General features: G+C 68.5%; 25 protein-coding genes and 1 tRNA gene. 19 read left to right on the top strand and 7 right to left on the bottom strand.

The genetic code is table 11. The features are described 5' to 3' along the window. Positions 1 to 64 precede the first annotated feature (64 nt). Entirely contained in the window at positions 65 to 895 is an 831-nt protein-coding gene (locus E4O86_RS04845; RefSeq protein WP_161139392.1) for a universal stress protein, read from the bottom strand. 238 nt (positions 896 to 1,133) lie between these two features. On the opposite strand from E4O86_RS04845, the gene E4O86_RS04840 reads away from it, so the two are divergent. Further along, positions 1,134 to 1,210 (top strand) — tRNA-Met (locus E4O86_RS04840). Between the two features lie 111 nt (positions 1,211 to 1,321). Here the strand turns inward: E4O86_RS04840 and E4O86_RS04835 are convergent. The 3 genes from E4O86_RS04835 to E4O86_RS04825 all read right to left on the bottom strand — a co-directional run bounded on the left by E4O86_RS04835 (position 1,322) and on the right by E4O86_RS04825 (position 4,292). Then, a complete protein-coding gene (locus E4O86_RS04835) occupies positions 1,322 to 2,434 on the bottom strand; it encodes a hypothetical protein (RefSeq protein ID WP_161139391.1) in 1,113 nt (370 codons plus the stop codon). 13 nt (positions 2,435 to 2,447) lie between these two features. Beyond that, positions 2,448 to 3,137, bottom strand: a complete 690-nt coding sequence (locus tag E4O86_RS04830) for a hypothetical protein (RefSeq protein WP_161139390.1) — start codon at positions 3,135 to 3,137, stop codon at positions 2,448 to 2,450. Between the two features lie 270 nt (positions 3,138 to 3,407). Beyond that, positions 3,408 to 4,292 (bottom strand): NAD-dependent epimerase/dehydratase family protein, encoded by an 885-nt coding sequence (locus E4O86_RS04825; protein ID WP_161139389.1) that lies wholly within the window; start codon positions 4,290 to 4,292, stop codon positions 3,408 to 3,410. Positions 4,293 to 4,793: 501 nt separating this feature from the next. Here E4O86_RS04825 and E4O86_RS04815 point away from each other — a divergent pair. From E4O86_RS04815 to E4O86_RS04775, 9 genes are all read left to right on the top strand, one after another. Continuing rightward, on the top strand, positions 4,794 to 6,308 hold the full coding sequence (locus E4O86_RS04815) for a sugar ABC transporter ATP-binding protein (RefSeq protein WP_161139388.1): 1,515 nt from the start codon (positions 4,794 to 4,796) through the stop codon (positions 6,306 to 6,308). Next, a complete protein-coding gene (locus tag E4O86_RS04810) occupies positions 6,301 to 7,296 on the top strand; it encodes an ABC transporter permease (protein WP_161139387.1) in 996 nt (331 codons plus the stop codon). Before E4O86_RS04815 ends, E4O86_RS04810 begins: the two co-directional genes overlap by 8 nt. Positions 7,297 to 7,324: 28 nt before the next feature. Further along, on the top strand, positions 7,325 to 8,338 hold the full coding sequence (locus E4O86_RS04805; RefSeq protein ID WP_161139386.1) for a substrate-binding domain-containing protein: 1,014 nt from the start codon (positions 7,325 to 7,327) through the stop codon (positions 8,336 to 8,338). Between the two features lie 107 nt (positions 8,339 to 8,445). Continuing rightward, on the top strand, positions 8,446 to 9,333 hold the full coding sequence (locus tag E4O86_RS04800) for a CoA transferase subunit A (RefSeq protein WP_161139385.1): 888 nt from the start codon (positions 8,446 to 8,448) through the stop codon (positions 9,331 to 9,333). Positions 9,334 to 9,336: 3 nt separating this feature from the next. Next, a complete protein-coding gene (locus E4O86_RS04795; RefSeq protein ID WP_161139384.1) occupies positions 9,337 to 10,137 on the top strand; it encodes a CoA-transferase subunit beta in 801 nt (266 codons plus the stop codon). A gap of 7 nt (positions 10,138 to 10,144) precedes the next feature. Next, positions 10,145 to 11,335 carry a CaiB/BaiF CoA transferase family protein gene (locus tag E4O86_RS04790; protein WP_161139383.1) on the top strand — a complete coding sequence of 397 codons (1,191 nt, stop codon included), beginning with the start codon at positions 10,145 to 10,147 and terminating at the stop codon, positions 11,333 to 11,335. A 39-nt stretch (positions 11,336 to 11,374) separates the two neighbouring features. After that, positions 11,375 to 13,120, top strand: coding sequence for an acetolactate synthase catalytic subunit (locus tag E4O86_RS04785; protein ID WP_161139382.1), 1,746 nt, complete (start codon positions 11,375 to 11,377; stop codon positions 13,118 to 13,120). A gap of 12 nt (positions 13,121 to 13,132) precedes the next feature. Further along, entirely contained in the window at positions 13,133 to 14,134 is a 1,002-nt protein-coding gene (locus E4O86_RS04780; RefSeq protein ID WP_161139381.1) for a dihydroxyacetone kinase subunit DhaK, read from the top strand. Further along, the gene (locus tag E4O86_RS04775) at positions 14,131 to 14,736 is read left to right on the top strand and encodes a DAK2 domain-containing protein (protein WP_161139380.1); all 606 of its coding nucleotides are present in this window, start codon (positions 14,131 to 14,133) and stop codon (positions 14,734 to 14,736) included. The genes E4O86_RS04780 and E4O86_RS04775 overlap by 4 nt, the downstream gene beginning before the upstream one ends. A 2-nt stretch (positions 14,737 to 14,738) precedes the next feature. On the opposite strand, the gene E4O86_RS04770 is transcribed toward E4O86_RS04775, so the two are convergent. Continuing rightward, complete coding sequence (locus E4O86_RS04770; protein ID WP_161139379.1) at positions 14,739 to 15,785, bottom strand: substrate-binding domain-containing protein; 1,047 nt, start codon at positions 15,783 to 15,785, stop codon at positions 14,739 to 14,741. Between the two features lie 203 nt (positions 15,786 to 15,988). Here E4O86_RS04770 and E4O86_RS04765 point away from each other — a divergent pair, with 203 nt between their 5' ends. From E4O86_RS04765 to E4O86_RS04730, 8 genes are all read left to right on the top strand, one after another. After that, positions 15,989 to 16,882, top strand: coding sequence for a CoA transferase subunit A (locus tag E4O86_RS04765; RefSeq protein ID WP_161139378.1), 894 nt, complete (start codon positions 15,989 to 15,991; stop codon positions 16,880 to 16,882). Continuing rightward, positions 16,879 to 17,682: a CoA-transferase subunit beta gene (locus E4O86_RS04760; protein WP_161139377.1), complete on the top strand. Its 804-nt coding sequence runs from the start codon at positions 16,879 to 16,881 to the stop codon at positions 17,680 to 17,682. The genes E4O86_RS04765 and E4O86_RS04760 overlap by 4 nt, the downstream gene beginning before the upstream one ends. A gap of 5 nt (positions 17,683 to 17,687) precedes the next feature. Beyond that, a complete protein-coding gene (locus E4O86_RS04755; protein ID WP_161139376.1) occupies positions 17,688 to 18,623 on the top strand; it encodes a CoA transferase subunit A in 936 nt (311 codons plus the stop codon). Further along, positions 18,620 to 19,444, top strand: coding sequence for a hypothetical protein (locus tag E4O86_RS04750; protein ID WP_161139375.1), 825 nt, complete (start codon positions 18,620 to 18,622; stop codon positions 19,442 to 19,444). Before E4O86_RS04755 ends, E4O86_RS04750 begins: the two co-directional genes overlap by 4 nt. A 73-nt stretch (positions 19,445 to 19,517) precedes the next feature. Continuing rightward, entirely contained in the window at positions 19,518 to 21,587 is a 2,070-nt protein-coding gene (locus E4O86_RS04745; RefSeq protein WP_161139374.1) for an aldo/keto reductase, read from the top strand. Next, complete coding sequence (locus tag E4O86_RS04740; RefSeq protein ID WP_161139373.1) at positions 21,587 to 22,537, top strand: MaoC/PaaZ C-terminal domain-containing protein; 951 nt, start codon at positions 21,587 to 21,589, stop codon at positions 22,535 to 22,537. Before E4O86_RS04745 ends, E4O86_RS04740 begins: the two co-directional genes overlap by 1 nt. Positions 22,538 to 22,621: 84 nt before the next feature. Next, the gene (locus E4O86_RS04735) at positions 22,622 to 22,999 is read left to right on the top strand and encodes a hypothetical protein (protein ID WP_161139372.1); all 378 of its coding nucleotides are present in this window, start codon (positions 22,622 to 22,624) and stop codon (positions 22,997 to 22,999) included. Further along, positions 22,986 to 23,609, top strand: coding sequence for a 2OG-Fe(II) oxygenase (locus E4O86_RS04730; RefSeq protein ID WP_161139371.1), 624 nt, complete (start codon positions 22,986 to 22,988; stop codon positions 23,607 to 23,609). Before E4O86_RS04735 ends, E4O86_RS04730 begins: the two co-directional genes overlap by 14 nt. A gap of 172 nt (positions 23,610 to 23,781) precedes the next feature. Here the strand turns inward: E4O86_RS04730 and E4O86_RS04725 are convergent, their stop codons facing one another. Continuing rightward, positions 23,782 to 24,189, bottom strand: a complete 408-nt coding sequence (locus tag E4O86_RS04725; protein ID WP_161139370.1) for a nuclear transport factor 2 family protein — start codon at positions 24,187 to 24,189, stop codon at positions 23,782 to 23,784. Between the two features lie 443 nt (positions 24,190 to 24,632). Between E4O86_RS04725 and E4O86_RS04720 the strand changes: the two genes are divergently transcribed. Then, on the top strand, positions 24,633 to 24,923 hold the full coding sequence (locus E4O86_RS04720) for a hypothetical protein (RefSeq protein WP_161139369.1): 291 nt from the start codon (positions 24,633 to 24,635) through the stop codon (positions 24,921 to 24,923). A gap of 52 nt (positions 24,924 to 24,975) precedes the next feature. On the opposite strand, the gene E4O86_RS04715 is transcribed toward E4O86_RS04720, so the two are convergent. Next, the coding region (locus E4O86_RS04715; RefSeq protein ID WP_161139368.1) for an energy transducer TonB family protein at positions 24,976 to 25,422 on the bottom strand (447 nt) is incomplete at its 5' end.

The raw sequence follows: 25,422 nt of genomic DNA, 5'->3' as shown, positions 1-25,422 counted from the left end.
CCGGCCCGGCGGCGTCCGCAGGGACCGGTCGGCTCCCGACGGTCCCTGTCGCCCGCGGCCGGCCTCAGTGCGACATCAGCACCGGTGCGGTCATCTGGCGGAGCATGCTGCTGGTGACGCCGCCGAACACGGTCTCGCGCATGCGCGAATGGCCGTAGCAGCCCATCACGATCAGGTCGGCGCCGAGATCGGCGCTCCGCGACAGGATCTCGTCGGCGGGCGGGATCTCGCTGCCATGCGCCGTCGCGACCTCGACCGAGAGCCCGTGCCGGGCGAGCGCGTCGGCCATCGCCTGCGCGCTCTCCGCCCCGTCGTCCCCGACCGATAGCAAATGCACCTGCGCATTGTCCTGGAGGAGAGGGAGGGCGTCGAACGCCGCGCGGGCGGATTCGCGCGATCCGTTCCAGGTGACCACGACGTTCCGCCCGACCTCGCCGAACCGGCCGGCGGTCGGGACCAGGAGGACGGGGCGTCCGACGGCCATCACCAGGTCCGCCGGGCTGTAGCCGCTCGAGGCGGGAATGCTGTCGTCCCACTGGCTCGCCACGACGAGATCGGCCGTCCGGCAGGCGTCGATCGCCATCGGCATGGGCGCGCCGGCATCCGATTCCGGCGCCCGCCACTCGCTTTCGAGCCCGAGGAAGCTGGCGCGGGCGCGAAAGCGCTCGCCGATCGCCTTCGCGGTCTTCTGGAAGGATTCCTGCTGCGCCATGATGAATTCGGCCGAGACCGGCACGGTCACGTCGGCATAGACCACCACCGAGGGGAGCGCGTGGACGCCGACGATCCGCGCATGGCAGGCGCTTGCGAGCGGGCCGGCGACGTCGAGCAGGCGCTCGGTGAGCTCCTCCGTCGGGATGTGAACTGCAATCGTGCGAAGCGCCGCGGCGTCCATGTCGTTCTCCTCTCGCCCGTTCGGGTCTCTGGCTGACCGTGCCGGGAGACAAGAGCCCCCGCCTTGCGGGAAATCAAGACGGCTTCCGGCCGTGCGCCCTGTCCTCCCGGCGGGGCCCGCCCCGGTGCCGAAGCGGCGGCCGGTCCGGCGCGGGAGCGGGCGGCCGGTCCGGCGCCGAAACGGCGGCCCGCCGCGCTTGACCTCGGCAGGCAGCGACCCTTATATGCGCGGCACCGGCGGCGGAGTAGCTCAGTTGGTTAGAGCAGCGGAATCATAATCCGCGTGTCGGGGGTTCAAGTCCCTCCTCCGCTACCAAGCTTTTCAATGAAATTTCAATCGGTTGGGTGATGGTCCGTGCGGACGTGTTTCCGTGCGGAGGGCCGTCGACATGAATCTCCCGATTGCAGGGGCTGTTGTTTCCCGTCATCAGGCCCGCGGCGACGATGCTGGCAGTTGCTTTAGCGCCTCACCAAGCCCGCATTTGTCGTACGCCGCTAATATCCTGAGGGTGTCGTACCCGTCGATAACGCAAAAGGTCCTTGGTTGCCCCATCCTCTGCGCATAAGCACGCATCATACTGCGCACGGGGGGCGTGATTTCATGACAGTGTTGCAGGACCACTAAGTCCGCCGGTTCCGAGAAAAGCCGATCGATCTGATCACCATTCTTTCCAAGATCAGCCAGCGTCATGGGGTGAAACTTTGCGGGTCCCTTGAACGCAAATGCTGCCGGTACACGCCGACCGTTGATTTCCACGCGAGAACTGAAGAGGTCGGATCGTTCCCCACCCCAGTCATTTGGAATGGTTGGCTCGCCGATGATCTCTGCGAAGGCCGCTTTGACGCTCGCCTCGGATACCGCCTGAAGGACGCGAAGTTCGGTTCGTGAGCGTGGTCTTTCAAATGCGTGGACGCGGCTGAAGGTATCGATCAGATCAACATGTGTTTCCAAATACCAGCGCCATCGTCCACCGACCACGCTGGCACCACCGTCCAACAAGTGGATGAAGGGATATGCCAGGACGTACGGGACAACATGAATGTCGTTATCCGTGATGCTGGAAACCACCCCGAGGAGAAGCATTTGCTTCTGCCCCGAAAGCTCCGTCCAGGCCGAGTTCGAAGTGAGATGCTCGTGGCTGAAACTGAACCTAGCGACCAACCCGGACTTGAGTGCATCAAGCTTAGCGTAGCCCTCCGCCATCGGCGGCTGAGAGGCACCGCGCTTTATCGCTTGATGCACCTTAGGCAGCCCCTTGAAGTAGTAGTTGGAGAAGTGTGTGAAGATGGCACCCTCGCGCAGGGTGTCGTTCAAGACCAACTCGCCGAGCGTTGGGGGAGTGGCAGACCGTAGCCAAGCGCCTAGGCGATCCTTGAAGTAGCTGAGCGTAGCGAGAACTCGCAGATTGTCGTTCATGTCGCCTATTGCAGCGATGTCACGGAGTTCACTCCCTTCCATTCCGACGAGCTCAGCCACCCGTCGTAGGTTCAAATACCAGCAGGTCAGGTCGTAGTCGCGACCGTTGTCAGACCGGGCCATCTGCGCTCCTAATCTACGGTACGATCTTCCTTGCCAGACCCCTGTATGGGTCTGCGTACGCGTTAAAATGCGACTTCTGCGTTTGGATCGCCTGTTGTCCAAAGTGCCGCTGCACCTTGGCTGTCAACAGGGCTCCGGGCCCATATCCCTGGCTAAGGTGATCGTTGGGCGGCTGGAGAAAGGCAATCGCAGTTGCCTTGAATGCGGCCTTGCACTTGTCCGAGTCGTGCGCCACCCGATTTCGTATGCTCGATGCGTGCTTGAGAAGGTCTGACTGGTTTGTCAGGCATCCGTATGGATGGGTGACAAAGTAAAAGTCAGCGGTGCGGGTGACCCACCTTGTGTTTGTGACCCTCAGGTAGTCTCTCGACGGGTTGTAGTCGGGGTCCAGAGAGAGCAACTCGTAAGCGTGAGAAATGTCATCGGCAGTACCCACCTTGGGTTTGGGCAGGTAACCGCTCTTGGTCTGCGCGCCAGCCAAGTAGCGAACAAGCGTGCGTTCGATGAACTCCTCCCACGATGCCACAAGTCCCATGAAGGCCAGGCCAACGACTTGGCCAGAATACTTTGGATGTAGTCCGGGCTTGTTTGATGGCCGGACCCTGGATGGCAGAGCTTGGATAGCGGCAACTAGAGCTATTGCTGCATCCACTTCTCCAATGAACGCATCGCGAACATGATCGACCTTCGGTGCACGTCCCATTCGAGATACTCGGCCAAATGAAGAGTCAGGCCCATTTCTCTACACTATTCGGGTCCAAGGTGTAGCGCCTCTGGGTTTCACTGGGGTTCAAGAACGACTGGCTCGAATGAAGCGGGGTGGGTCGGTTCGGGTGGGCTTGAGCACCCATTCCCGAGCATGCTCAATCAGTTAGCCTGGCAGCCTGAAACAGCTTAGAACGCGCTGCTCGGGATATGCGCCCTTTATCATATTCCGCGTGTCGGGGGTTCAAGTCCCTCCTCCCCAGGCTTTTCAACGCCTTGGGCGGAGCCGGCTGGTTGCCAATGCCAGCATGGCTGCTTTTTCGTCGATGACGTCGGTATAACCGAGCCGACTGCGGATCTTGCTGGTGTCGATGACGAGGGACTGCCTGAAGTCGAACGGCGGAGGGTCCGGCAGCTCGCTGTCTCGCGCGGGCAGCCAGGAGAGTCTTTCGCGCATCGTCGGCGTGGACTCTTCTCCGACATTGAAGATCTCGTTGCGCGCGGCCAGGTGCGTCGCCGCCGTGACGATCGCGGCGGCGACGTTCTCGACATGGCCATGGGTCCATCGCCACTCAGGGGCCGCCGCGAAGCCGTAAACGGTCGAAAGGTCGCCATTGTCCTCCGCTCCGTAAACCTTGGGGAGACGAAGGACCGTCCAGTCGAGACCCGCCGCGCCCTGCACGGTCTGTTCGGCCAGTATCTTTTCATAATCGTGCGCGAATGCGCCGAGCTGCGCCTCCATCCCGCGATAGGGATAGAGAGCCGAACGGAGCGGATCATCTTCCGTCAAAGGAAGCGGATCTGGCGGCCCAGGCTCCGCTTTCGTCAGCCGTCCATAGGCGCGATACACATCGCAGCTCGAGATGAGGACCAATCGCCCGGTTCGGCCCCGGAACGCGCGAACAGCGGCCTCGGCGTCGGCTTTGCCCATCGCCACCATGTGGACCACGACATCCCAATCACGACGCAGCCGTTCAGGAAAATCCGTCACCGGATATTCCGCTTTCGGGTCCAGCACATGCTCGATGTCGGGAAGGATGCGGTTGGCGCTGGAGCCGCGGTGAAAGGCAGCAATCTCTGCGCCGGCATCGTGAAGACGCCGCGCCACATGTGCGCCAATAAAGCGCGTGCCGCCGATCAGTAGAACCTTCATCGGTCTTCCCGCAGTATTTTCTTGCGGCCTCTGACGTATATATAGTTCGATACAAGTCTTTCAGGACCCTGTCGCCGGTCGCGAGATGCCGGCCGAGCGATTGCCTGATACCCTCGAACCGCTCCAGACCCTTCGTCCGAGCACGCTTCGAGATCAATGTCGGTCCCGCAGCCCGCGACAGCCGCGAACGGAATTTGGAGGCTGGTTCGCGGTCGGCTCCGCGCATCGTGTTCGCCTGTCGCGACGCCTGCCGGGGCAACCGGTCGCTCCCACGCTGACGCTTCGTCGCGCCACCGAGGGCAGCCGCCGCGCGGTATCCGCTGCCGCCGGCCAGCCGAGCCCGTGACCCCCACGGTCTGATATCGCCCCTGCCGGATCCGGATACACACCTTGCGCGCGGGGGTACGGTCGGCCTTGCACACCGCCATAAAATCGTTTTTTATACCGTTAATCGCGCCACGACGCCCTGCGTGAGCTGAAGCGCGAAACGGAGGAAAGCCTTTGGTCGACGATCGACGCCTCGTCAGCGTCTCCGCCATCGTGAAGCGATTCGGGAGCAACACCGCGCTCAACGACGTCAGCATCGACGTCGCCCGGGGCGAGGTTCACGCCATCGTCGGCGAGAACGGCGCCGGCAAGTCGACGCTGATGAACATCATCAACGGCGCGCTGCAGCCCGACGAGGGGACCATCGCCGTCGACGGCAAGGTTCTCCACTTCTCCGGCCCCTCGGACGCCCTCGCGAGCGGCATCGCAATGGTCCACCAGGAGCCGAAGCTCGCCGCACCGCTGACGGTCGCCGAGAACGTCTACATGGGGCGCCTGCCGCGCAAGGCGGGCGGCGTGGTCGATGCCGGAGCGCTGCGCCGCAACACCGACCAGGTGCTGTCCGATCTCGGACTGCCGCTGAAGGCGAACGACGTCGTCGGCCAGCTGCCGATCGCCGCCCGGCAGTTCGTCCAGTTCGCGAAGGCGGTCACGCTCGACGCGCGGCTCATCATCCTTGACGAGCCGACGGCGAGCCTCACCCCGGTCGATACGGCCCAGCTGTTCGCCTTGATGCGGCGCCTCAAGGAGCGGGGCACCGCGTTCATCTACATATCCCACCATCTCGACGAGATCTTCGAGATCGCCGACCGCGTCAGCGTATTGAAGGACGGCTCTCTCGTCACGACGCTCGACGTCGGCGAAACCGACAAGGCCGAGCTGATCCGCTACATGGTCGGCCGCGATCTCGCCGCGCACTTCCCCGACCACGGCGAGCGCGCGGCGGGGGAGGTCGCGCTTCGGGCGGAAGGCATTTCGGGCCGCGGCTTCCGGAACGTTTCGCTGGAGCTGCGCCGCGGCGAGATCGTCGGCCTCGCCGGGCTGATCGGCGCCGGCCGCACCGAGCTCGCGAGAGCCTTGTGCGGCGCCGAACGCATCACCGGCGGCCGCCTGGTGCGGGACGGCAAGCCGGTGAAGTTCGGCTCCGCGTCGGACGGAACGGCGGCGGGGATCGCCTATCTCGCCGAGGACCGCCGCGACAGCGTGCTGCGGCCGCTCTCGGTCATGCACAACATCACGCTCGCGGCGCGCAACGACCTCGCGCATTACGGCATCATGCGCAGCGCCAAGGAGCGCGCCGTCGCCGCCGATTACGCCCAACGCCTCAAGGTCCGCGCGACCGGGATCGACCAGCTCGCCGGCCAGCTCTCCGGCGGAAACCAGCAGAAATGCGTCATCGCCCGCTGGCTCCTGCGCGACAGCGAAGTCCTCATCTTCGACGAGCCCACCCGGGGCATCGACATCGGCACCAAGCGCGAGATCTACCAGCTGATCCACGCGCTCGCCGCCGAAGGGCGGGCCATCCTGATGATTTCCTCCGAGCTCCCCGAAGTTCTCGGCATGGGCGACCGGATCCTGGTGATGGAAGGTGGTCGCATCAGCGGCGAGCTGTCGCGTGCGCAGGCCACCGAGCCCGCGATCATGGAGCTCGCCGTACCGCAAACCAAGAAGGAAAGAATGCATGGCTGACGGTTCCAGCGGCGAAATGATCGCCGGCGGGAGCGCCTGGCTCACGTCGTCCCGCCGCATGCTCGTCCACTACGCGGTGACGGGCAGCAACATTCTCGCGCTCGCCATCCTGCTCGCCGTCGGCGCGTCGCTGTCGCCGTACTTCCTCGACGTAACGAACATCTTCAACGTGATGCGCGGCACGAGCATGGTCGGCATCGTCGCGATCGGGATGACCTACGTCATCCTGAACCGGGGCATCGACCTGTCGGTCGGCTCGATCGTCGGCGTCGCGGCGATCCTGTCGGCGGGGCTCGCCGAATACGGCGTCCTCGGCTGGGTCATCGCGCCGGTGCTGTTCGCCGGCCTGCTCGGCCTCGGCAACGGCCTCCTCATCACGCAGCTGAAGCTGCAGCCCTTCATCGCCACGCTCGGCATGATGATCTTCGCCCGCGGCCTGGTCTACGTCTATTCCGACGGCAGCCCGATCGTCGTCTCGGACGCCCCCTCGGCGATGCGCTTCCTCGGCTCCGGCTATCTCGGTCCCGTGCCGATGCCGGTGATCGTCTTCGCGCTCGTCGCGCTGATCGGCGCCGTCGTTCTCAAGAGCACCATCTTCGGCCGGGAGGTCTACGCCGTGGGCGCCAACGAGGAGGCGGCGCGCCTGTCCGGCATCCACGTCCAGCGCAACCAGATTTCGGTCTACGTCATCAGCGGCCTGTGCGCAGGCCTCGCCGGCATCCTGCTGACGGCGCGCCTTACGGTCGGCGATCCGAACGCGGGCACCCTGTTCGAGCTCGATGCGATCGCCGCGACGCTGATCGGCGGCACGACCTTCGACGGCGGCGTCGGAAGCGTCGGAGGCACGGTCATCGGCATCATGATCCTCGCCTTCCTCGCCAATATTCTGAACCTCGTCGGGGTGTCCCCTTACATGCAGATGCTTCTCAAGGGGGTCATCATCGTCCTCGCTGTCGTCGTCAGCGAGCTTCGCAAGCGCCGCGTCTGATCCACCATACAAAACGGGAGGACAAGAAGTGCCTATCAACTCACACGTCGATCGCCGTAAGCTTCTAAAGCTCGGTGCCGCCGCCGCCGGCGGCGTGCTCGCCACCCCCTTTATTTCGAAGTTCGCCTCCGCCCAGGGCGGGCTCGCGGGCAAGACGATCGGCTTCTCACAGTCGTATGTCACCACGAACTGGATCAAGGCGCAGCGCGAGGGCGTGATCCAGACGGCCAAGAAGTACGGCCTCGAGACCATCGTCACCGACGCCAACCACCAGCCGACCAAGCAGATCACCGACCTCGAAGATCTGGTGACCCGCCGCGTCGACGCGATCATCCTGTCAACCTACTATTCCGAGGCGATCTCCCCGGCGGTCCGGCACGTCAACGAGGCCGGCATCCCGCTCATCGTGCTGTCCTCTGCGCTGCAGCCGGGCGTCGACTATACCGTGCACCTTGGTACCGACACGCTCGCAACGGCGAAGGACGCCGGCGACTACTACGTCAAGAAGCTGAACGGGAAGGGCAAGGTCATCCAGATCCTCGGCTCACCGGGCTCCACGGTGAACCAGCACCGCGGCGAGGGCTGGCACTCGGTCATCGACAAGGTGCCGGAGATCGAGGTCATTGGCCAGGTGCAGGCCGACTATGACCGCGCCAAGGCGCTCCGCGGCATGGAGGACATGCTCCAGGCGCACGGCCACATCGACGCCGTCTACACCCACTCCGAGGACATGGCGATGGGCGCGCTCCAGGCCGTGAAGGAGGCCGGGCGGCTCGATGAGATGTTCATTACCGGCTATGACGGCGTCAGCCCGGAGATCCTGCAAGACATCATGGAAGGCGAGATCGAGGGCGTCTGGTACTACGCTCCGTTCGGCACGGAAGGCGTCGACGCCGCCGCTGCGGTGCTGCGCGGCGAGGCCGTCAAGAAGGACTACAAGTTCCCGTCGCCCTTCATCAGCAAGGCGAACGTGCTCGACTACTACGATCCCGACACGGGCAAGGCCAAGGTCGCCAGCTCGCGCTTCCAGCCGGGCGGCTGAGCCCAACCCACCACGATGATCGGCGGGCACTGAGCCCCGAGGGTCGCGCAGGTCGTCCCTGCGCGCCCCGCGCCCGCCGGCACGCCTGAGTTCCGGAGAACATCCTGTTGCGCGTCAAGCGGAAGTCGTTGGAGGAGGCGCTCGCCCCGATCTCGTCGGGGGCGAGCGTCGCGATCGGAGGGTCGCTGTTGCGGCGCCAGCCCAACGCGGCGGTGCGCAACCTCGTCGCCCGCGGCGTCTCCGATCTCACCGTGCTCTCTTGGGCCGCGACGACGGCGGTCGACTTCCTCGCCGCCGCCGGCGCGATCAGGCGCTGGGAAGGCATATATGTCGGCCTCTTCAACCACGGCCTCGCGCCGAACTTCCGCCGCGGCGTGGAGGAGGGGCGCATCGTCGCCCGGGAGTTTTCCGAGACGGCGTGGGTCGCCCGGCTGCGCGCCGCGGCGCAGGGCGTCCCGTTCCTGCCAATCCGCGGCCTGTTCGGCTCCGACATCGCCGTGCGGAACCCCGACCAGATCAGGACCGTCACCTGCCCCTTCACCGGCGACCTCCTTCAGGCGGTTCCGCCCGCCGCGACGGACTTCACCCTCATCCACGGCTACATGGGCGACGAGTACGGCAACATCGTCTGGCCGGTCGTGCGCGACACCGACGACGTCGATCCGGTGTTCGCCGCCGCCGCTACGCGCCTCATCGTCACCGTCGAGCGCATCGTGCCGCACGAGCTGGTGAAGGCGCAGCCGACGCTCACCTACATCCCCGGCCAGTGGGTGGAGAGCGTCGTGGAGGTGCCATACGGCTCCCACCCCGCCGCCTGCGACGCCTTCTACGACGCAGACGAGGCGCATCTCGAAGCCTTCGCGCTGGCGTGCCGCAGCGGCGATGGGGCGGCTGAATATCTCGACCGGTACGTGCGCCACCGCGACCACGCCTCCTACCTCGCCGCGGTCGGCGGGATCGAGGCGCTCCGCGCGTTCGACGTGGCGAAGGGCTGAGCGATGGCCGCGTTCTCCATGAACGAGCTGATCGTCGCCTACCTCGCCCGCGAGATCGAGGACGGCGATCTCTGCTTCGTCGGCGTCGGCACCAACGGGCGCGCCTTCACGCTGGCCGTCGGCATCCCGCTCGCTGCCGTCCGCCTCGCGCAGATGCGCCACGCGCCGGGCGCCGCGGTCTACTGGGGCAACCTCCTGGAGCCGGACCTTTCCGCCTTCCCCGAGCGGCTGAACCAGGACGCGTTCACCCGCTGGCCGGGCGCCGCGGCGCCGACAGACACCGGCATCAAGTGCGACATGCTCTCGCGCGGCCGCTTCGACGTCTGCTTCAACAGCGCCGCGCAGATCGACCGGCACGGCAACATGAACATCACGGCGATCGGCGATCGCGACCGGCCGAAGGTCCGGCTCGTCGGGGCGCTCGCCCAGCCGGACCACGCCGCCTTCGTGCGCCGGCCGTACATCGTGATGGACCTCGACCGCCGCAGCTTCGTGGAGCGCGTCGATTTCGTCACCAGCGTCGGCCACCTCGATGGCGGCACCTCACGCGAGGCGGCCGGCCTCGCGCCGGGCGGCCCGCACCGCGTTGTCACCGACCTCGCGGTCTTCGATTTCACCCCCGAGACCCGCGAGATGAGGCTCGTCTCGCTCCACCCGGGCGTGGCGCTGGGCGACGTCACCGACCGCATGGGCTTCCGCCCTGCGGTGCCGGACAGCATCGCCGTCACCGATCCGCCGCGCGCCGATGACCTCGACGCGATCCGCCTCCGTATCGACCCCAACAACATTCTGCTGCGCGAATAGGCTAACCATGGCAGGTCCACTCTCCGGGCTGAAGGTCCTCGACCTCTCCCGCTTCATCGCCGGTCCCCACTGCGCGATGATCCTCGGCGATCTCGGCGCCGACGTCGTCAAGGTCGAGAAGACGATGACGGGCGAGGATTCCCGTCTCCTCGCCCCGTTCATCCAGGGCGAGAGCGTCTACTTCATGATGTTCAACCGCAACAAGCGGAGCCTGACGGTCGACTTCCGCCACAACAAGGCGCAGGAGCTCATCCGCCGTCTGGCCACCGAGGCGGACGTCCTCATCGAGAACTTCCGCCCCGGCACCATGGACAAGATGGGCTGCGGCTGGGAGACGCTGCACGAGCTGAACCCGCGCCTCGTGATGGCGAGCCTGTCGGGCTTCGGCCTCGGCAACCGCCTCACCTGTGAGCCGTGCTTCGACGCCATCGCGCAGGCGCTCTCCGGCATCATGGACCTCACCGGAGAGGTGGACGGGCGGCCGATGCTGGCCGGCACCTTCCTGGTCGACTACGCGACCGGCATGAACGCCGCCTGCGGCGTCCTCGGCGCCCTGATGCACCGGATGCAGTCCGGCGAAGGGCAGATGGTCGACGTCAGCCTGATGGGCAGCGCCTCCGCCATGCTGATGACGGCTATCCCCGAATACCTCGTGTTCGGCCGCGAGATGAGCCGCATGGGAAACCGCGACCGCTACGTGGCGCCCGCCAACACCTTCGAGACGAAGGACGGCCACTGGGTGCACATCATCGGGGGCAGCGACGCGCACTTCCCTCGGCTCGCCCGGATGATCGGCCAGCCCGAGCTGCTGCAGGACCCGCGCTTCGCCCGGCTCGAGGCGCGGCTGCAGAACGTCGACGCCGTGGAGGGCGTCGTCGCGCAATGGGCGAAGGCGCACACGGTGGACGAGGTGATGGCGGCGGTCTCCAAGGCCGAGCTGCCATCCGCGAAGGTCCGCACCGTCGGCGAGGCGCTGCGCGACCCCTATGCGCGGGACGCCGGCCACATCGTCGACATCGAGCACCCTGTGGCGGGCGTGGTGCCCTCGCCGGCGCCGGCGCAGCGGCTGTCGAGAACGCCGACGGCGGTGCACCGGCCGGCGCCGCCGCTCGGCCACGACACCGACGAGGTGCTGATGACCTGGCTCGGCATGTCGGCCGAGGAGATCGAGGGACTGCGGGCCGAAGCCGTCATCTGACGACCGCTCCGCCGCACCCACCCGAAAGGCTAGAAAACGATGACATCGAAGGCGATCGCAGAAGACCATCCCGACCGCGGCAACATCTCGGGCGCACACGTGTTCGCCGCGGCGCTCGCTCGCCACGGGGTCGACACGGTGTTCGGCCAGTCGATCCCGACGGCGCTGTTCCTCGCCGCGCCGCATCACGGCATCCGCCAGGTCGGCTACCGCACCGAGAACGCCGGCGCCGCGATGGCCGACGCTTACGCTCGCGTCTCGAACAAGGTCGCTGTGGTGACGGCGCAGAACGGCCCCGCCGCGACGCTCCTCGTGCCGGGCCTCGCGGAGGCCTACAAGGCGTCCGTTCCCGTGGTCGCGGTGGTGCAGGACGTGGCGCGGGCCTACGTGGAGAAGAACGCCTTCCAGGAGCTCGACCACCTGGAGCTCTTCAAGGGCGTCGCGAAGTGGATCAAGCGCATCCCCGACGCCGGCCGCATCGACGACTTCGTCGACATGGCCTTCGCCGCCGCCGCCTCCGGCCGCCCCGGCCCGGCGGTGCTGATGGCGCCGATGGACATCTTCACCGAGGCGCCGGACCGTCCGGCGGTGCTGCGCGGCGCCTCCCTGGGCGCGTTCCCGCTCGACCGCTGCGGGCCGCATCCGGCGCGCGTCGCGGAGGCGGCGGACCTGCTCGCCTCGGCGGAGCGGCCGCTCGTCATCGCCGGCGGAGGCGTGCACCTGTCGCAGGCGGCCGCGGAGCTTGCGGCGTTACAGGAGGCGGCGGGGCTGCCCATCGCGACCACGCTGATGGGCAAGGGCACGGTCGACGAGACGCATCCGCTCTCCGTCGGCGTCGTCGGCTACTTCATGGGCAAGCGCAGCCGCACCCGCCACCTGCGCGACCTCGTGACGGAGGCGGACGTCATCCTCCTCGTCGGCAACCGCACGAACCAGAACGGCACCGACTCCTGGTCGCTCTACCCGAAGGACGCGCGCTACATCCACCTGGACGTCGACGGCCAGGAGATCGGCCGCAACTACGAGGCGATGCGCCTCGTCGGCGACGCGAAGCTGGGCCTCGCCGCGCTGACGGAGGCGCTGAAGGCGCGCGACCTCGGCAAGCGCATGGCGGCCCGGCCGCAGCTCGAGGCGAAGATCGCGGCGGGGCTGAAGAAGGGCCGCGAGGACATGGAGGCCGAGGCGTCCTCGAACGCCACGCCGATCCGGCCCGAACGGATCATGCGCGCGCTGGACGAGGTGATGACGCCCGACACCATCGTCGTCACCGACGCGAGCTATTCCTCGATCTGGGTCGGCAACTTCCTCACCTCGCGTAAGGCCGGGCAGCGCTTCATCACCCCGCGCGGCCTCGCCGGGCTCGGCTGGGGACTGCCGTTCGCGCTCGGCGCCAAGGCGGCGCGGCCGGAGGCGCCGGTGTTCGCGCTGTGCGGCGACGGCGGCTTCGCCCACACCTGGTCCGAGCTTGAGACCGCGCGGCGCATGGGGCTGCCGGTCGTGGTCGCGATCCTCAACAACCAGATCCTCGGCTACCAGAAGCACGCCGAGAAGGTGACGTTCGGCGACTACAACGACGAGGCCTGCGACTTCACCGCCGTCGACCACGCCGCCATCGCCCGCGCCGTCGGCTGCGAGGGAGTCCGCGTGGAGCGCGCGGAAGACCTTGCCGACGTCTTCCGCAAGGCGCTCGCCGCGAACATCACGACGGTCGTCGACATCGTGACGGACGAGCACGCTTATCCGCCAATCACCGCGTTCGCCGACGACGTCTCGCTCTCCTACTGACGGACCAGCGCCATGAAGAAGCTCATCAACGCCCCCGGCAACTACGTCGACGAGATGCTGGACGGCCTGGTCGCGGCGCACCCGTACCTCGCGCGCGCCGGCGAGGAGGGCCGCGTCATCCGGCGTGCTTCGGCACCGCGGCGGGGGAAAGTCGGCATCGTGTCGGGCGGCGGTTCCGGCCATCTGCCGCTGTTCACGGGCTACGTCGCGGAGGGGATGCTCGACGCCTGCGCCATCGGCAACGTGTTCGAGGGGCCGACGGTCGGATCCTGCGTGGAGGCGATCCAGGCGGCCGACGGCGGGGCAGGCGTGCTGCGCCTCTACGGCAATTACGGCGGCGACCGCATGAACTTCGACATGGCCGGCGAGATCGCCGAGGCCGACGGCATCGAGTCCACCACCGTGCTCGGCATCGACGACGTGGCGAGCGCCGCGCCGGAGGAGGGGGCGAAGCGCCGCGGCGTCGCCGGCATCCTCTACGCCTACAAGGCGGCGGGCGCGATGGCCGACCGCGGCGCCTCGCTGGCCGAGGTGACGGCGACGGCGGCCGATGCCGTCGCCCGCACCCGCACGATCGGCGTCGCGCTGTCGCCCTGCCTTATCCCCGGCTCCGGCGCGCCGTCCTTCACGCTCGGCGAGAACGAGATCGAGATGGGGATGGGCATCCACGGCGAGCCCGGCATCTGGCGCGCGCCGCTGAGGCCGGCCGACGAGGTGGCGGACGAGATGCTCGACCGCCTCACCGCCGACGCGCCGCTCTCCGGCGCCCGCCAGGTCTCCGTCCTCGTCAACAGCCTCGGTGCGACGCCGCTGGAGGAGCTCTACATCCTCTACCGCCGCATCGCGCAGCGCCTCGCGGCGGACGGGCTCGAGGTCGTGATGCCCCTCGTCGGCCATTACGCGACGTCGATGGAGATGGCGGGCGTGTCGGTCTCGCTCTGCGTCGTCGACGGCGCCTTCATGGAGCTCCTCGCCGCGCCGACATCCTGCCCGTTCTGGCGGGGCGCCGCATGAGCCTTCGCGCCACCGACCTTGCCGACCTCGTCGCCAGGGCGAAGGCGGCGATGGCGACGCTCGAGAAGGAGCTGAATGCCGCCGATGCCCGCATCGGTGACGGCGACACGGGCACCATGCTCGCCCGCGTTGTCGACCGCATGGCGAAGGCGGACACGGCCGCTGCCGCCGACATGGGCGCGGCCTTCGCCGGCCTCGCCAAGGCCGCGGCGACGGCGACCGGCTCCAGCCTCGGCACGCTGCTCGCGACCGCGCTCCTCGCCATCTCGCGCGAGACGAAGGGGATGGAGGCGGTGGATCCGACCGAGTGGGCGGCGCTGGCAGTCCTCGCGCGCGATGCCGTCGTCAAGCGTGGCGGCGCCGCGCCCGGCGACAAGACGGTGGTCGACAGCCTCGACTGCGTCGCAGGCCGCCTCGCGGGGGATGCGCCCGGCGACCTCGGCGCGGCCGTCGCGAGTGCTGCCGAGGACGCCCTCGCCGGATTCCGCGAGAAGCCGAACCGCATCGGCCGCGCCCGCATGTTCGGCGACAAGACCGTGGGTCTGGACGACCCCGGCATGCTCGCGTTTGCACGCATCGCGCGGGCGCTCGTCGACCGCTGATCCTATTCGGCGGCGACCGGTGCGGCGGCCGCCCGCCGCCGGCGCCTCTTCGCCCGCGGCGCGGCGCACGAGGAGCGGATCACGAGATCGCCCGGGATGATGATCTCCTGCGGCGGCAGGTTCGGCCCCTGTTCGATCTTCCCGAGAAGCAGCTCCGCCGCGGCGGTGCCGATGCGTCGCTTCGGCATATGCGTGGTGGTGAGGTCGATCTGGCGAAGCCCCGCGAGCGAGATGTCGTCGCATCCGCACAGCGAAAGCTGGTCCGGGATCGACACGCCTAGCTCCAGCGCCGCGTCCTGCACGCCGAGCGCGCAGATGTCGTTGCTGGCGAGGATGGCCGTTGGCGGCTCGGGGAGGGACCACAGCCGGTGCATCCCCCGCCGCCCGGCGTCGAGATCGTAGTCGCCGTAGACGACGAGGTCTTCGTCGCGGTCGAACCCGAGATCGTCGACGCAGGCCCTGTACGCCGCGAGACGCTCCATCGCCGTGCTCGACGCGGTCGGACCGGTGATGATGCCGATGCGGCGATGTCCGAGCTCGTGGAGGTAGGTGAGGGCCTTCCGCGTCGAGGCGGCGTTGTCGCCGCCGACATAATCGTCGACGAAGTGCGGGCTGCGGCGCTGGATGAAGACGTAAGGGACGATCTTCAAGAGCTCGCGGACCTCCTTGCCCTCGGTATGCTGCGAGATCAGGACCATGCCGTCGACCTCGTGGTCGATCAGCGTCTTCATCTGGGCGACCTGCTTCTCGATGCGCTCGTCCGTGTTGCCGAGGAGGATCGTGAAGCCCTCACGCACCGCGACGTCGTCGACGCCGCGGACATAGTCGACGAGCGCGGGGTTGCTCACGTCCGACACCAGCACGCCCATGGTGAGGCTGCGCCCGCTGCGCAGCGAGCGGGCGAGGGCAGACGGGCGGTAGCCGAGGCGGACGGCGATGTCGACGACCTTGCGCCGCGTCTCCTCGCGCACGCAGTCCTTGCCCGCGAGCGCGTTCGACACGGTCGAAACCGCAAGGCCGGCCTCGAAGGCGACGTCCCGGATGGTCACTCGGCTGGCCCTCGGCAAGATCGCCCCTCCAACTGTCGCTCCTGGGAGCGAAATTTCGCGTGTATGCAATCGCTAGTCCATACCGCCAAACGACCACCCAGACGGCTTGACCGCCTCTAAAATCGTTTTTATCGTCGGATGCAGCAATCAAGATCGGTGCTGGTCCGCTGCGGCCGGACCTCGGCAGCTCTAGAGGAACGCCCTTGCCCAGTCGTGAAAAGGTCGTCTCGCTTCGGGACGCCGCCGCCCGCATTCCGCCCGGCGCCAGGGTCGCGTTCGGCGGCAACATCATGCGGCGCCAGGTGAACGCCTTCGCGCGCGAGTTGATCCGGCAGCGGATCGGCGACCTCACCATCTACTCCTTCGCCGGCGGCTTCGCTGTCGATATGCTCGCTGCCGCCGGCCTTCTGAAGCGTTACGAGGGCGTCTATGCGGGCCTCTTCTGGCACGGCCTCGCGCCGAGCTTCCGCCGCGGCGTCGAGGCGGGCGCGATCGAGGTGCGCGACTATTCCGAATCGGCGCAGGTCGCCCGCTTCCAGGCCGCCTGCAACGGCAACTCCTTCATGCCGATCCGCGCGCTCCTCGGCACCGACATGGCGAAGCAGGACCCCGAGATCACGGTGGAGATGACCTGCCCCTTCACCGGCAGGAGCTATACCGCGATGCGTGCCATCGAGCCGGACTTCACCGTCATCCACGGCTACACCGCCGACGCCTACGGCAATGTCCAGTGGCCGCTCGCGCGCGATGCGGACGATGTCGACCAGATCATCGCCCGCGGCTCCAACCGCCTCATCGTCACGGTGGAGCGGATCGTGCCGCATGAGGAGGTGAAGGCGAACCCGCACCTCACCTACATCCCGAGCCAGTGGGTCGAAGCGGTGGTGGAGGTGCCCTTCGGCGCCCACCCGCTCGCCTGCGACACGGTCCACGACGAGGATGAGGAGGCGATCCGCGCCTATGCCGCCGCCGGCAGGACGGCCGCGGGAGCGGCGGACTACCTCGACAAGTACGTCCACGTCGGCTCGCACGAGGCCTACCTCGACGCCTTCGGCGGCCTCGCGGCGCTGAAGGCCCGCCTCGGAGTCGGCCGATGAGCGCCTACACCACCAACGAACTGATGGCCGCTGCCATCGCGCGCGAGATCGAGGACGGCGACCTCATCTTCGTCGGCGTCGGCACCGCGGGCCGCGCCTTCACGCTGGCGGTGGGCCTGCCCGTCGTCGCGAGCCGCATCGCGCAGGCGAGCCATGCGCCGGACGCCTCCATCTACTGGGGCAACCTCCTCACTCCGGACCTGTCGCGCATGCCGGAGGCGTGGCTGCAGGACGCCTTCACGACCTGGCCCTGCGCCGCGCAACTGCAGGAGACCTCGCAGAAGATCGACATGCTGGGGAAGGCGCGGTTCGACATCTCGTTCGAATCCGCCGCGCAGGTGGACCGCTACGGCAACCTCAACATCACCCGCCTCGACAGGCCGGACGGCTCGCTCAAGACGCGCCTCGTCGGCTGCCTCGCGCAGCCCGAGCACCTCGCCTTCGTGAGGAAGCCCATCATCGTCATGGACCTCGACCCGCGCCGCTTTGTGCCGGACGTCGACTACGTGACGAGCTTCGGCTACCGCCGGGGCGGCACCCGCCGCGAGCAGTACGCGCTGCCGGGGCCGGGGCCGCAGCGCGTTGTCACCGACAAGGCGGTGTTCGACTTCGCCGGCGAGGACAACGTGATGCGCGTGCGCTCGCTGCACCCCGGCGTCACCCTGGACGAGGTGACCGCCGCGATGGGCTTCGCCCCCGCCGTCGCGCCGGATCTGGCCGAGACGCCGCCGCCGGCCGCCGAGACGGTGGAGCTGGTGCGCACCGTCATCGACCCCGACAAGAAGCTCCTGAGGGTCTGACGCCGATGGCCAGCGCCTCCTTCCTCCCTCCGCGCCGGACGATCCCGTTCCCGGACCGCAAGGTCGTCACCATGGCCGAGGCGGCGAGCCTCGTGCCGGACGGCGCACGGGTCGCCATCGGCGGCTTCGCCAATTACCAGCGGCCGATGGCCTTCGTGCGCGAGCTCGTGCGCCAGCGGCGGCGCGACCTCACCGTCGTCGGCACGGTCAGCGGCATCGAGGTCGACATGCTCGCCGGCGCCGGCGCGCTGAAGAAGGTCGAGACCTCATATGTCGGCCTCGAGAAGTACGGCCTCGCCCGCAACATTCGCCGGCGCAACGAGGCGGGGACGGTCGAGATCGTCGACTACCCCGAGGTCCTGTCGTTCGATCGGTTCCGGGCGAGCCGCGAGAACTTGACCTTCTGGCCCTCCGCCTATCTCGGCGGCACGGACATCCTCACCCACAACCCGGACATCAAGGCGTTCGACTGCCCGCTGACCGGCCGCAAGCTCTACGCCGTGCCGCCGGCGGACCCGGAGGTGGTGGTGATCCACGCCGGCGCCGCCGACGAGGCCGGCAACGTGCTGTGGCCGAGCCGCCGGCTGATGCCGCAGGAGCTCGACCTCGACACGGCGCAGAGCGCGGAGATGGTGATCGTGACGGTGGAGAAGATCGTCTCCAACCAGTTCGTCCGCCGCAACCCGACGCTCAACATGCTGCCCGCCTACCGCACCGCCGCCATCGTCGAGGCTCCCTGCGGCGCGCACCCAACGCCGACGCTCGGCCGCTTCGTCATCGACGACGCGCACATGCAGGCCTACGTCGCCGCCTCAGCCAGCGACGAAGCCTTCGATGCCTACCTCGACGAATGGGTGCGCGGGACGGCCGATCACGCGGCGTATCTCGAAAAGCTCGGCGCGGCTCATGTCATGCGCCTGCAGGAGATCGCCACGATATGAGCGCCGCGACCATCCCCGAGATCATCACCATCGCGCTCGCCAAGAGCTTCGCCGATCACGAGGTGGGCTTCACCGGCCTCGTCACCGGTGCGGCGGCCATGCTCTACGGCACCTCGATCCCGCTCGCGGCGATGATGTTCGCCAAGCTCACGCACGCGCCGAACCTCACGATCCTGCTCGCCGGCTGGTCGCACAATCCGGACCTCGCCTCGCTGGCGGCGCTGCCCGACCAGGAGTTCGATTCGACGCTCCTCGACCTTCCCTGCGAGGCGCAGACGGTCCGCTACCCGGGCCAGTTCTCCTTCAAGCGCGGCCACGTCGACTTCGGCTTCTCCTCCGGCGTGCAGCTCGATGTGACGGGGTCGCTGAATTCCGTGGTGATCGGCGACCACGCGCGGCCGAAGGTGCGCCTCGTCGGCCCGATCCTGCAGCCCGAGCACATGACGATCTTCCGCCGCGAATACGTGATGCTGCCGCATCACACCGCCCGCGTCCTCGTGGAGAAGGTCGACTACGTCTCGGGCGTCGGCTACCCCGGCGGCCTTGCGGGACGCGCGGCGCTCGGAATTCCCGAGGGCGGCCCGGAGTGGGTGGTGACGCCCGAGTGCATTTTCGACTTCGACAAGGAAGCCGGCCGCATCCGCCTCAGATCCATCCACCGCGAGGAGCGGCGCGGCGAGCTCGCCGGCGTCACCGGCTTCGCGCTGCCGGACCTCGAGGACGCGCCGGCGACGCCGGAGCCGACGGCCGAAGAGCTCGACCTCTTGCGCCGCGTGGTCGACCCGCGCGGCCTCCTCCTCGGCCGCGCGCCGGAGCACTGAACCGCCGGTCCCGGCGCGGGCCGGGGCCGCACAGATGAGACGCCGGCCACGACCGGCGCGGGAGAGAACGTCCATGCTGCAGACCGAGGCCCGCGACACCGCGGCCAGAACGGGCACCGCACCGTCCTTGCGTTGGGGCATCGTCGGCACCGGCGCCATTGCGCGGCAGTTCGCCGCCGCACTGGAGCGGGCGCGACACGGCACCCTCGTTGCCGTCGCGACGCGCGACCCCAGCGCGTTGACCGACAACCCGTTCGGTGGCGCGCGTATCCACAAGGGCCACGCCGCGCTGTTCGCGGACGGGGAGGTGGACGCCGTCTACATCGCCTCGCCTCATCCAGCCCACGCCGAGCAGGCGATCGCGGCGCTGGAAGCCGGCAAGCACGTCCTGTGCGAGAAGCCGCTCGCGATGAACGCGGCGGAGGCGAGCGCCGTCCTCGACGTCGCCGCCCGCTCGCCCGGCCTGCTGATGGAAGCGTTCATGTACCGCGGCCATCCGCAGACGCGGGCGATCGTGGACATCATCAGGAGCGGCGAGATCGGCGAGGTCACGATGATCGACGCCGTGTTCGGCTACAATACCGCCTTCGACGCCAGGAAGCGCCACTTCGATCCCGAGCTCGGCGGCGGCGCGATCCTCGACATCGGCTGCTACGTCACCTCCATGTGCCGCCTCGTCGCGGGCGTGGCGCGGGGCGAGCCCTTCGCCGACCCGATTGAGGTGAAGGGCACCGGCCATCTCGGGACCGCCGGTGCGGACGAGCGCGCGGCGATCGCGATGCGCTTCCCCGGCGGCATCCTCGCCCACGGCGCGGCGAGCATCACCACGGTGCAGGACGCCGCCGCCCGCATCCACGGCACCAGGGGCGCCATCGAGGTGACGAGCCCCTGGTTCTGCTCCGGCCGGCAGGGCGGCAGGAGCGAGATCGTCGTCGCCGTGCGGCCGGACCAGCGCCGCGTGGTGCCGATCGAGACGGAGGATTGGCTCTACGCGCTGGAGGCCGACCTCTTCGCCCGCAGCGTCGCTGCCGGCGAGATCGAGTGGCCGGCGCCGAGCCACGCCGACACGCTCGGCAACATGCGAACGCTGGATGCCTGGCGGCGCGAGATCGGCCTTGCCTATCCGGCCGAATCCTCCGCCCGCCGCGTCACCGTCGCGGGCCACCCGCTGCGGCGGCGTGAGGGCGCGCCGATGCCGACGGACGAGACCGTCGCCCCCGGCAAGGCCGCCTCGCGCCTTGCCATCGGCGGCATGCTCCTCAAGACCTTCCCCGACGCCGCAATCGTCTACGACTCCTTCTTCGAGGCTGGCGGCACCACTTTCGACAGCGCCTGGATCTACGGTCAGGGGCTGATGGACAAGCTCCTCGGCGAGTGGCTCCAAAGCCGCGGGGTGCGCGACCAGGCCGTGGTCATCGGCAAGGGCGCCCATTCTCCGCTGTGCCGGCCCGAGTTCATCGCGCCGCAGCTCGAGGAAACGCTGGAGCGTCTGCGCACGGACCACCTCGACCTCTACTTCATGCACCGCGACAATCCGGACGTGCCGGTCGGCGAGTTCGTCGACGTGCTCGACGCGCTGCGCCGCGCCGGCCGCATCGGCAAGTTCGGCGGCTCGAACTGGACGACGGCGCGCATCGACGAGGCGAACGCCTATGCGCAGCGCACCGGCAAGCACGGCTTCGAGCTCCTGTCCAACAACTACAGCCTGGCGGAGATGGTGGCCCCGATGTGGCCGGGCTGCATCTCCTCCTCCGGCCCGGACGATACGGCGTGGCTGAAGCGCACGCAGACGCCGATCTTCGCCTGGTCGAGCCAGGCCCGCGGCTTCTTCACCGACCGCGCCGGCCGCGACAAGCTCGGCGAGCCCACGCTGGTCGCGAGCTGGTACAGCGACACCAACTTCGAGCGGCGCGACCGCGTCCGCGCGCTCGCGGCCGCGCGGGGCGTGTCGCCGGCCCACATTGCGCTGGCCTACCTCTTCACCCTGCCGTTCCCGGTGTTCCCGATCATCGGCCCCGCCAGCCTCGCGGAGCTGCGCGACTCGCTCGGCGTCGTGAACGTCACCATCACGCCGGAGGAGGGGGAGTGGCTGAAGACAGGCGAAGGCGCGCCGGCCGGCGCCCTCCGGGAGGGGACGGCGTGATGGATATCGCGGCCCTGCCCGAACTCGCCGCCCTCAAGGTCGGCGACCACATCCGTCCGCCGGACTTCTCGGCCTACCCCATCCCGGAGAGGTTCGACCCGGCGCGCTATGATCCGACGGATGCCGCGATCAAGGCGTACTGCTACGCGATTGACTGCCAGGATCCCTGGTACTTCGGCGCCACCGACCGGTTCGGCGAGCGCATCGTGCCGAGCGCGATGGTGCTGAAGGAACTGATGTGGTTCTACCAGACGCGCTATGACCGCAGCCTCGTGCGCGGATTCCATCAGCGCGAGGTCGCCCGCTACCACCGGCCGGTGCCGTTCGGCATTCCGCTCGTCGTCACGGGGACGAACACCGCCAAGTACGTGAAGCGCGGGCGCGGCTACCTGATTCACGAGAGCGAGGCCCGCGGGCCCGACGGCACGCTCTACGTCAGCCAGATCAACACGGAGCTGATCGAGATGTCGCCGCCCGCCGGCATCGCCGAGAGCGACGGGCCGGCGGCCCCACGCCGGGTCGACGGTCCGTTCGAGGCACGGCGCGAGGGCGTCGCCTTCGCCGACGCCGCGAAGGGCACCGGGCTCGCCGATCTCGAGGTGTCGGCGGACCGGGCGCAGGCAGCCGTCTTCTCCGGCATCGCCGACGAGTTCGAGAACATCCACACCAACCCGCGCATCGCCGCCGAGATGGGTTATCCGCGCGTCATCGTGCAGGGGCTGATGAACGTGTGCTGGCTGTCCGAACTGCTGACCCGATGGGCCGGCCCCGCCTTCCTCTCGGGCGGCGAGATCACCGCGACCTTCCTGAAGCCGATCCTCGCGAACGACCGGGCCACCATCCGGACGCGCATCGCCCGGGTAGACGGGAGGGTGGAGATCGAGGGCGCCTCGATAGGGGCGGGTGCCGAGGCCCACGCCGTCTTCATCGCGAGCGTTCCGCGCGGCTGATGCGGCGGCTCGATCGCCGCGGACGCTCCGCTCCATCGCGAGCGCCGCGGCAGCATGCGCTCGTCCTCGCCGCTCTTCCCTGAGATGAGCAAACTGACGAGCGGATTCGTCAGCCTGCTCCTCCTGTCGCTGCGGGCACTGGGCTCCTGCCGCCCCAACAGCTTCGCGATCCTCCTGGAGGGGCGCCCGAGCGGTCCACGCAAATGGTCCACATCCGGGTCGTTCATGCCGGTCGGTCACTACGTTCGGAAGCGCGGAAAATCGCTGCCGATTCCGCGCCCGTTTGCCGAGCAGGCTGGCGACTTTCCTGGCTTCGGGCGAGCTTGCGGCACGATCGCCGTCGGTCGCAATTCGGCTCGTCAAGGTGAAGGGTTGAGGCTAAAAGCGGATGCCGATGCCGGTTGGCGACGTTCCCAGCCGGCCGCGAGCGGCATCCTGCGGGGTGGGCATGCAGACCGTTGATCTCTCGGCCATTCGCGAGGCGGACCTGTCTCACGAGCCGTACGACTTCCTCCTCGGGTCGGACTTTCTCCGCCGGGAGGCGATCGCCGAGCTCCGCGAGGATTTTCCGAACCTGACCAAGCCGGGCTATCTCACGGTCGGCGAAGCGGACGTCGGGGGCCTCTTCAGGCGCTTCATCGACGAGCTCGAGGGGCCCGAGCTCACCGAGGAACTGTCGCGCCGGTTCGACCTCGACCTGCATCCCTTTCCGCGGATCACGACGATCATGCGCCGCTCGCAGCCGCGCTACGGAGCGATCCACACCGACGGCCCCTCGAAGGTGATGACGATGCTCGTCTACATGAACGACGCGTGGTCGGCCGACGAAAGCGGCAGGCTTCGGGTGCTGCGCGATTCGAAATCCTTCGACGATTACGTGATCGAGGTTCCGCCGACCATGGGAACGGTCTTCGCGTTCCTGCGGTCCGACAAGTCCTGGCACGGGCACAAGCCGTTCTCCGGCGAACGCCGCGTCGTCCAGGTGGCCTGGGTCCGCAGCGCCGAGGATCTCGAGCGCAAGCAGCGCAGGAACAGGCTGGCGCAGGTGCTCAAGGGCGTGTTCGGGCGCTGATCCCCCGTCATCCGCCCGCGGGGCTGCGGGCGGCTCCGATCGTGTCTCACGGCATGGTGCAGCTGGCGCCGTCGATCGCCGTGCCGTCGGCGTGGCCGGGCCGAGACACAGGCACGAATGAGAATCGCCCGCGCCGAGCGCCCGGCCGCAAGCCCTTCATCGCCTTGATCGGTCAGGAGGGCGCTGTCCGATCGCGATCGTGAGCGCCCTCGACAATCTTCCAGTACGAATCCTTTCGCGTCACCTTGCCGTTCCGGAACGTGTAGAAATCGCACCCTCGGACTTCCAGGCGTCTTCCGTCGCCGGTCGTGCCCGTCAGCGTCCATTTCGAAATGCCGGTCTGTTGCGCCTCATCCACGAAGTGCGTTGGGTCTGCGTAATGGACGTCGGGAAGTCCTTCGAACCTCGAGGCGAGCCCCTGGCGAACTGCGTGCTTTCCTTCAAAGCGGGCACCCCAGGCATGCGGCCCCTTCGGCATCTCCAGGACGCACTCGTCGGCAAAGGCAGTCATGATCCGGTCGAGGTCGTGCGCATTGAAGGCCTCACACAACTCGCCGAGCATCTCCCGAATGTCGGTCATGTCGATGCTGTCCCACGGTGTGGCGGAGCTGGCGGCGTCGGCCGCCGTGCTCTCCGGCGTGGCCGGGCCGATCGGCGCGCCACGGCCGGCAGGCTGATGAAAGGATCATCGCTCAACTGGCCGACGCTTTCCAGCGCCATGTATCGGGCGCGCCGGACGGCGCATGCGTCTACCGGAAAGCCCCGATGACACCCCGCTACCCACCTGCACCACGGCGAGGGACGTCGCCGCTCTTCTCTGCAACCTGCGCATCCGTCCGGCTCGCCGCCGGCGGAAGCGCCGTAAGGCAGGGCGAACGCCGTTTCGGGAACGGCCTTGATGGCGGCGCGATTTTGCTCAGGCTCCCCGCTCCGCTGAGCACGCGCTGCCGCGATCGGAAGCGGGGCTCCCGCTAGACTGGGCGCTGCCGCGGGTCCGCATCCGGACCCGCCGAGGCGGATGCCATGCTCGAGAGAACCCGGCCGATTCCCAGCGATTTCGAGGTGACCCGCGTGGTCGCCGAAGGCCGCCCCCCGGCGCTCCGGATCGCCGCCATAGGCGGCCCGGAAGGCGACGGCTGGACGCTGTCGGCGGAGGCCGCCGTCGCGATGGCGGAGACGGGCGCCTGCCGCTTCTGGGCCCTCGTCGGAGGCCGGCGGATCCGGGTCGAGGTCGGGCGCGACGCATGCGGGGAGAAGCGGCTCGGGCCGGGCGAACTCGCGTCGCTTGCCGCGACGGTCCGGAATTCCGGCTGAGCGGACCCTTCGGTCACCCGCTCCGGCGCCGGGCGTGCCCGGCTCGCCCGCCTCAGCGCAGGCTGAAGCGGACGGGCACGGTGATCGTTCTCGAGACGCCGGGGGGCGGCGCCGGCACGGGGGAGGCGCGGCGGACCATGGCCACGACCTCCTGGTCGAGCTCGGGCACGCCGGAGGACCGGGCGAGGCTCGCGCCGAGCACGTTGCCGCTCGCGTCGATGGAAAAGCGCACCGAGGCCGTGCCTTCCGAGCCCCGCGCGCGCGCCGCCCCCGGATAGCGCTTCCGCCGCTCCAGATGGGCGAGCAGGCGGGCCTGCCACCTGGCGGGGGAAACGGTCGGCGCGGCGCCGCTGCTCGATTGCTGCGCGGCTGCGACGGGCGCCTTGGCGGCAGCCGGGGTGCTCGCTTTCGCGGCCGCGCGCGGCGGGGCGTTCCTCGCCGGCTCCGGCCTTTGCCGCTCCGTCCGCTCCCGCCGTTCCGGCACCGCCTGGGCGGGCTT

It is taken from the genome of Propylenella binzhouense (genome assembly GCF_009866965.1).
GTDB classification, from domain to species: domain Bacteria; phylum Pseudomonadota; class Alphaproteobacteria; order Rhizobiales; family Afifellaceae; genus Propylenella; species Propylenella binzhouense.
The sequence above is the reverse complement of the archived record's forward strand: the minus strand, read 5'-3'. Positions and strand labels throughout refer to the sequence as shown.

Excerpts from the sequence above, each read along its gene's own strand:
- E4O86_RS04835 (WP_161139391.1), bottom strand. The coding sequence starts at position 2,434 with ATGGCCCGGTCTGACAACGGTCGCGACTACGACCTGACCTGCTGGTAT.
- E4O86_RS04750 (WP_161139375.1), top strand. The coding sequence starts at position 18,620 with ATGAGCGCCGCGACCATCCCCGAGATCATCACCATCGCGCTCGCCAAG.
- E4O86_RS04775 (WP_161139380.1), top strand. The coding sequence starts at position 14,131 with ATGAGCCTTCGCGCCACCGACCTTGCCGACCTCGTCGCCAGGGCGAAG.
- E4O86_RS04795 (WP_161139384.1), top strand. The coding sequence starts at position 9,337 with ATGGCCGCGTTCTCCATGAACGAGCTGATCGTCGCCTACCTCGCCCGC.
- E4O86_RS04760 (WP_161139377.1), top strand. The coding sequence starts at position 16,879 with ATGAGCGCCTACACCACCAACGAACTGATGGCCGCTGCCATCGCGCGC.
- E4O86_RS04785 (WP_161139382.1), top strand. The coding sequence starts at position 11,375 with ATGACATCGAAGGCGATCGCAGAAGACCATCCCGACCGCGGCAACATC.
- E4O86_RS04825 (WP_161139389.1), bottom strand. The coding sequence starts at position 4,292 with ATGAAGGTTCTACTGATCGGCGGCACGCGCTTTATTGGCGCACATGTG.
- E4O86_RS04745 (WP_161139374.1), top strand. The coding sequence starts at position 19,518 with ATGCTGCAGACCGAGGCCCGCGACACCGCGGCCAGAACGGGCACCGCA.
- E4O86_RS04720 (WP_161139369.1), top strand. The coding sequence starts at position 24,633 with ATGCTCGAGAGAACCCGGCCGATTCCCAGCGATTTCGAGGTGACCCGC.
- E4O86_RS04830 (WP_161139390.1), bottom strand. The coding sequence starts at position 3,137 with ATGGGACGTGCACCGAAGGTCGATCATGTTCGCGATGCGTTCATTGGA.
- E4O86_RS04780 (WP_161139381.1), top strand. The coding sequence starts at position 13,133 with ATGAAGAAGCTCATCAACGCCCCCGGCAACTACGTCGACGAGATGCTG.
- E4O86_RS04740 (WP_161139373.1), top strand. The coding sequence starts at position 21,587 with ATGGATATCGCGGCCCTGCCCGAACTCGCCGCCCTCAAGGTCGGCGAC.
- E4O86_RS04790 (WP_161139383.1), top strand. The coding sequence starts at position 10,145 with ATGGCAGGTCCACTCTCCGGGCTGAAGGTCCTCGACCTCTCCCGCTTC.
- E4O86_RS04735 (WP_161139372.1), top strand. The coding sequence starts at position 22,622 with ATGAGCAAACTGACGAGCGGATTCGTCAGCCTGCTCCTCCTGTCGCTG.
- E4O86_RS04730 (WP_161139371.1), top strand. The coding sequence starts at position 22,986 with ATGCAGACCGTTGATCTCTCGGCCATTCGCGAGGCGGACCTGTCTCAC.
- E4O86_RS04755 (WP_161139376.1), top strand. The coding sequence starts at position 17,688 with ATGGCCAGCGCCTCCTTCCTCCCTCCGCGCCGGACGATCCCGTTCCCG.
- E4O86_RS04845 (WP_161139392.1), bottom strand. The coding sequence starts at position 895 with ATGGACGCCGCGGCGCTTCGCACGATTGCAGTTCACATCCCGACGGAG.
- E4O86_RS04725 (WP_161139370.1), bottom strand. The coding sequence starts at position 24,189 with ATGACCGACATTCGGGAGATGCTCGGCGAGTTGTGTGAGGCCTTCAAT.
- E4O86_RS04810 (WP_161139387.1), top strand. The coding sequence starts at position 6,301 with ATGGCTGACGGTTCCAGCGGCGAAATGATCGCCGGCGGGAGCGCCTGG.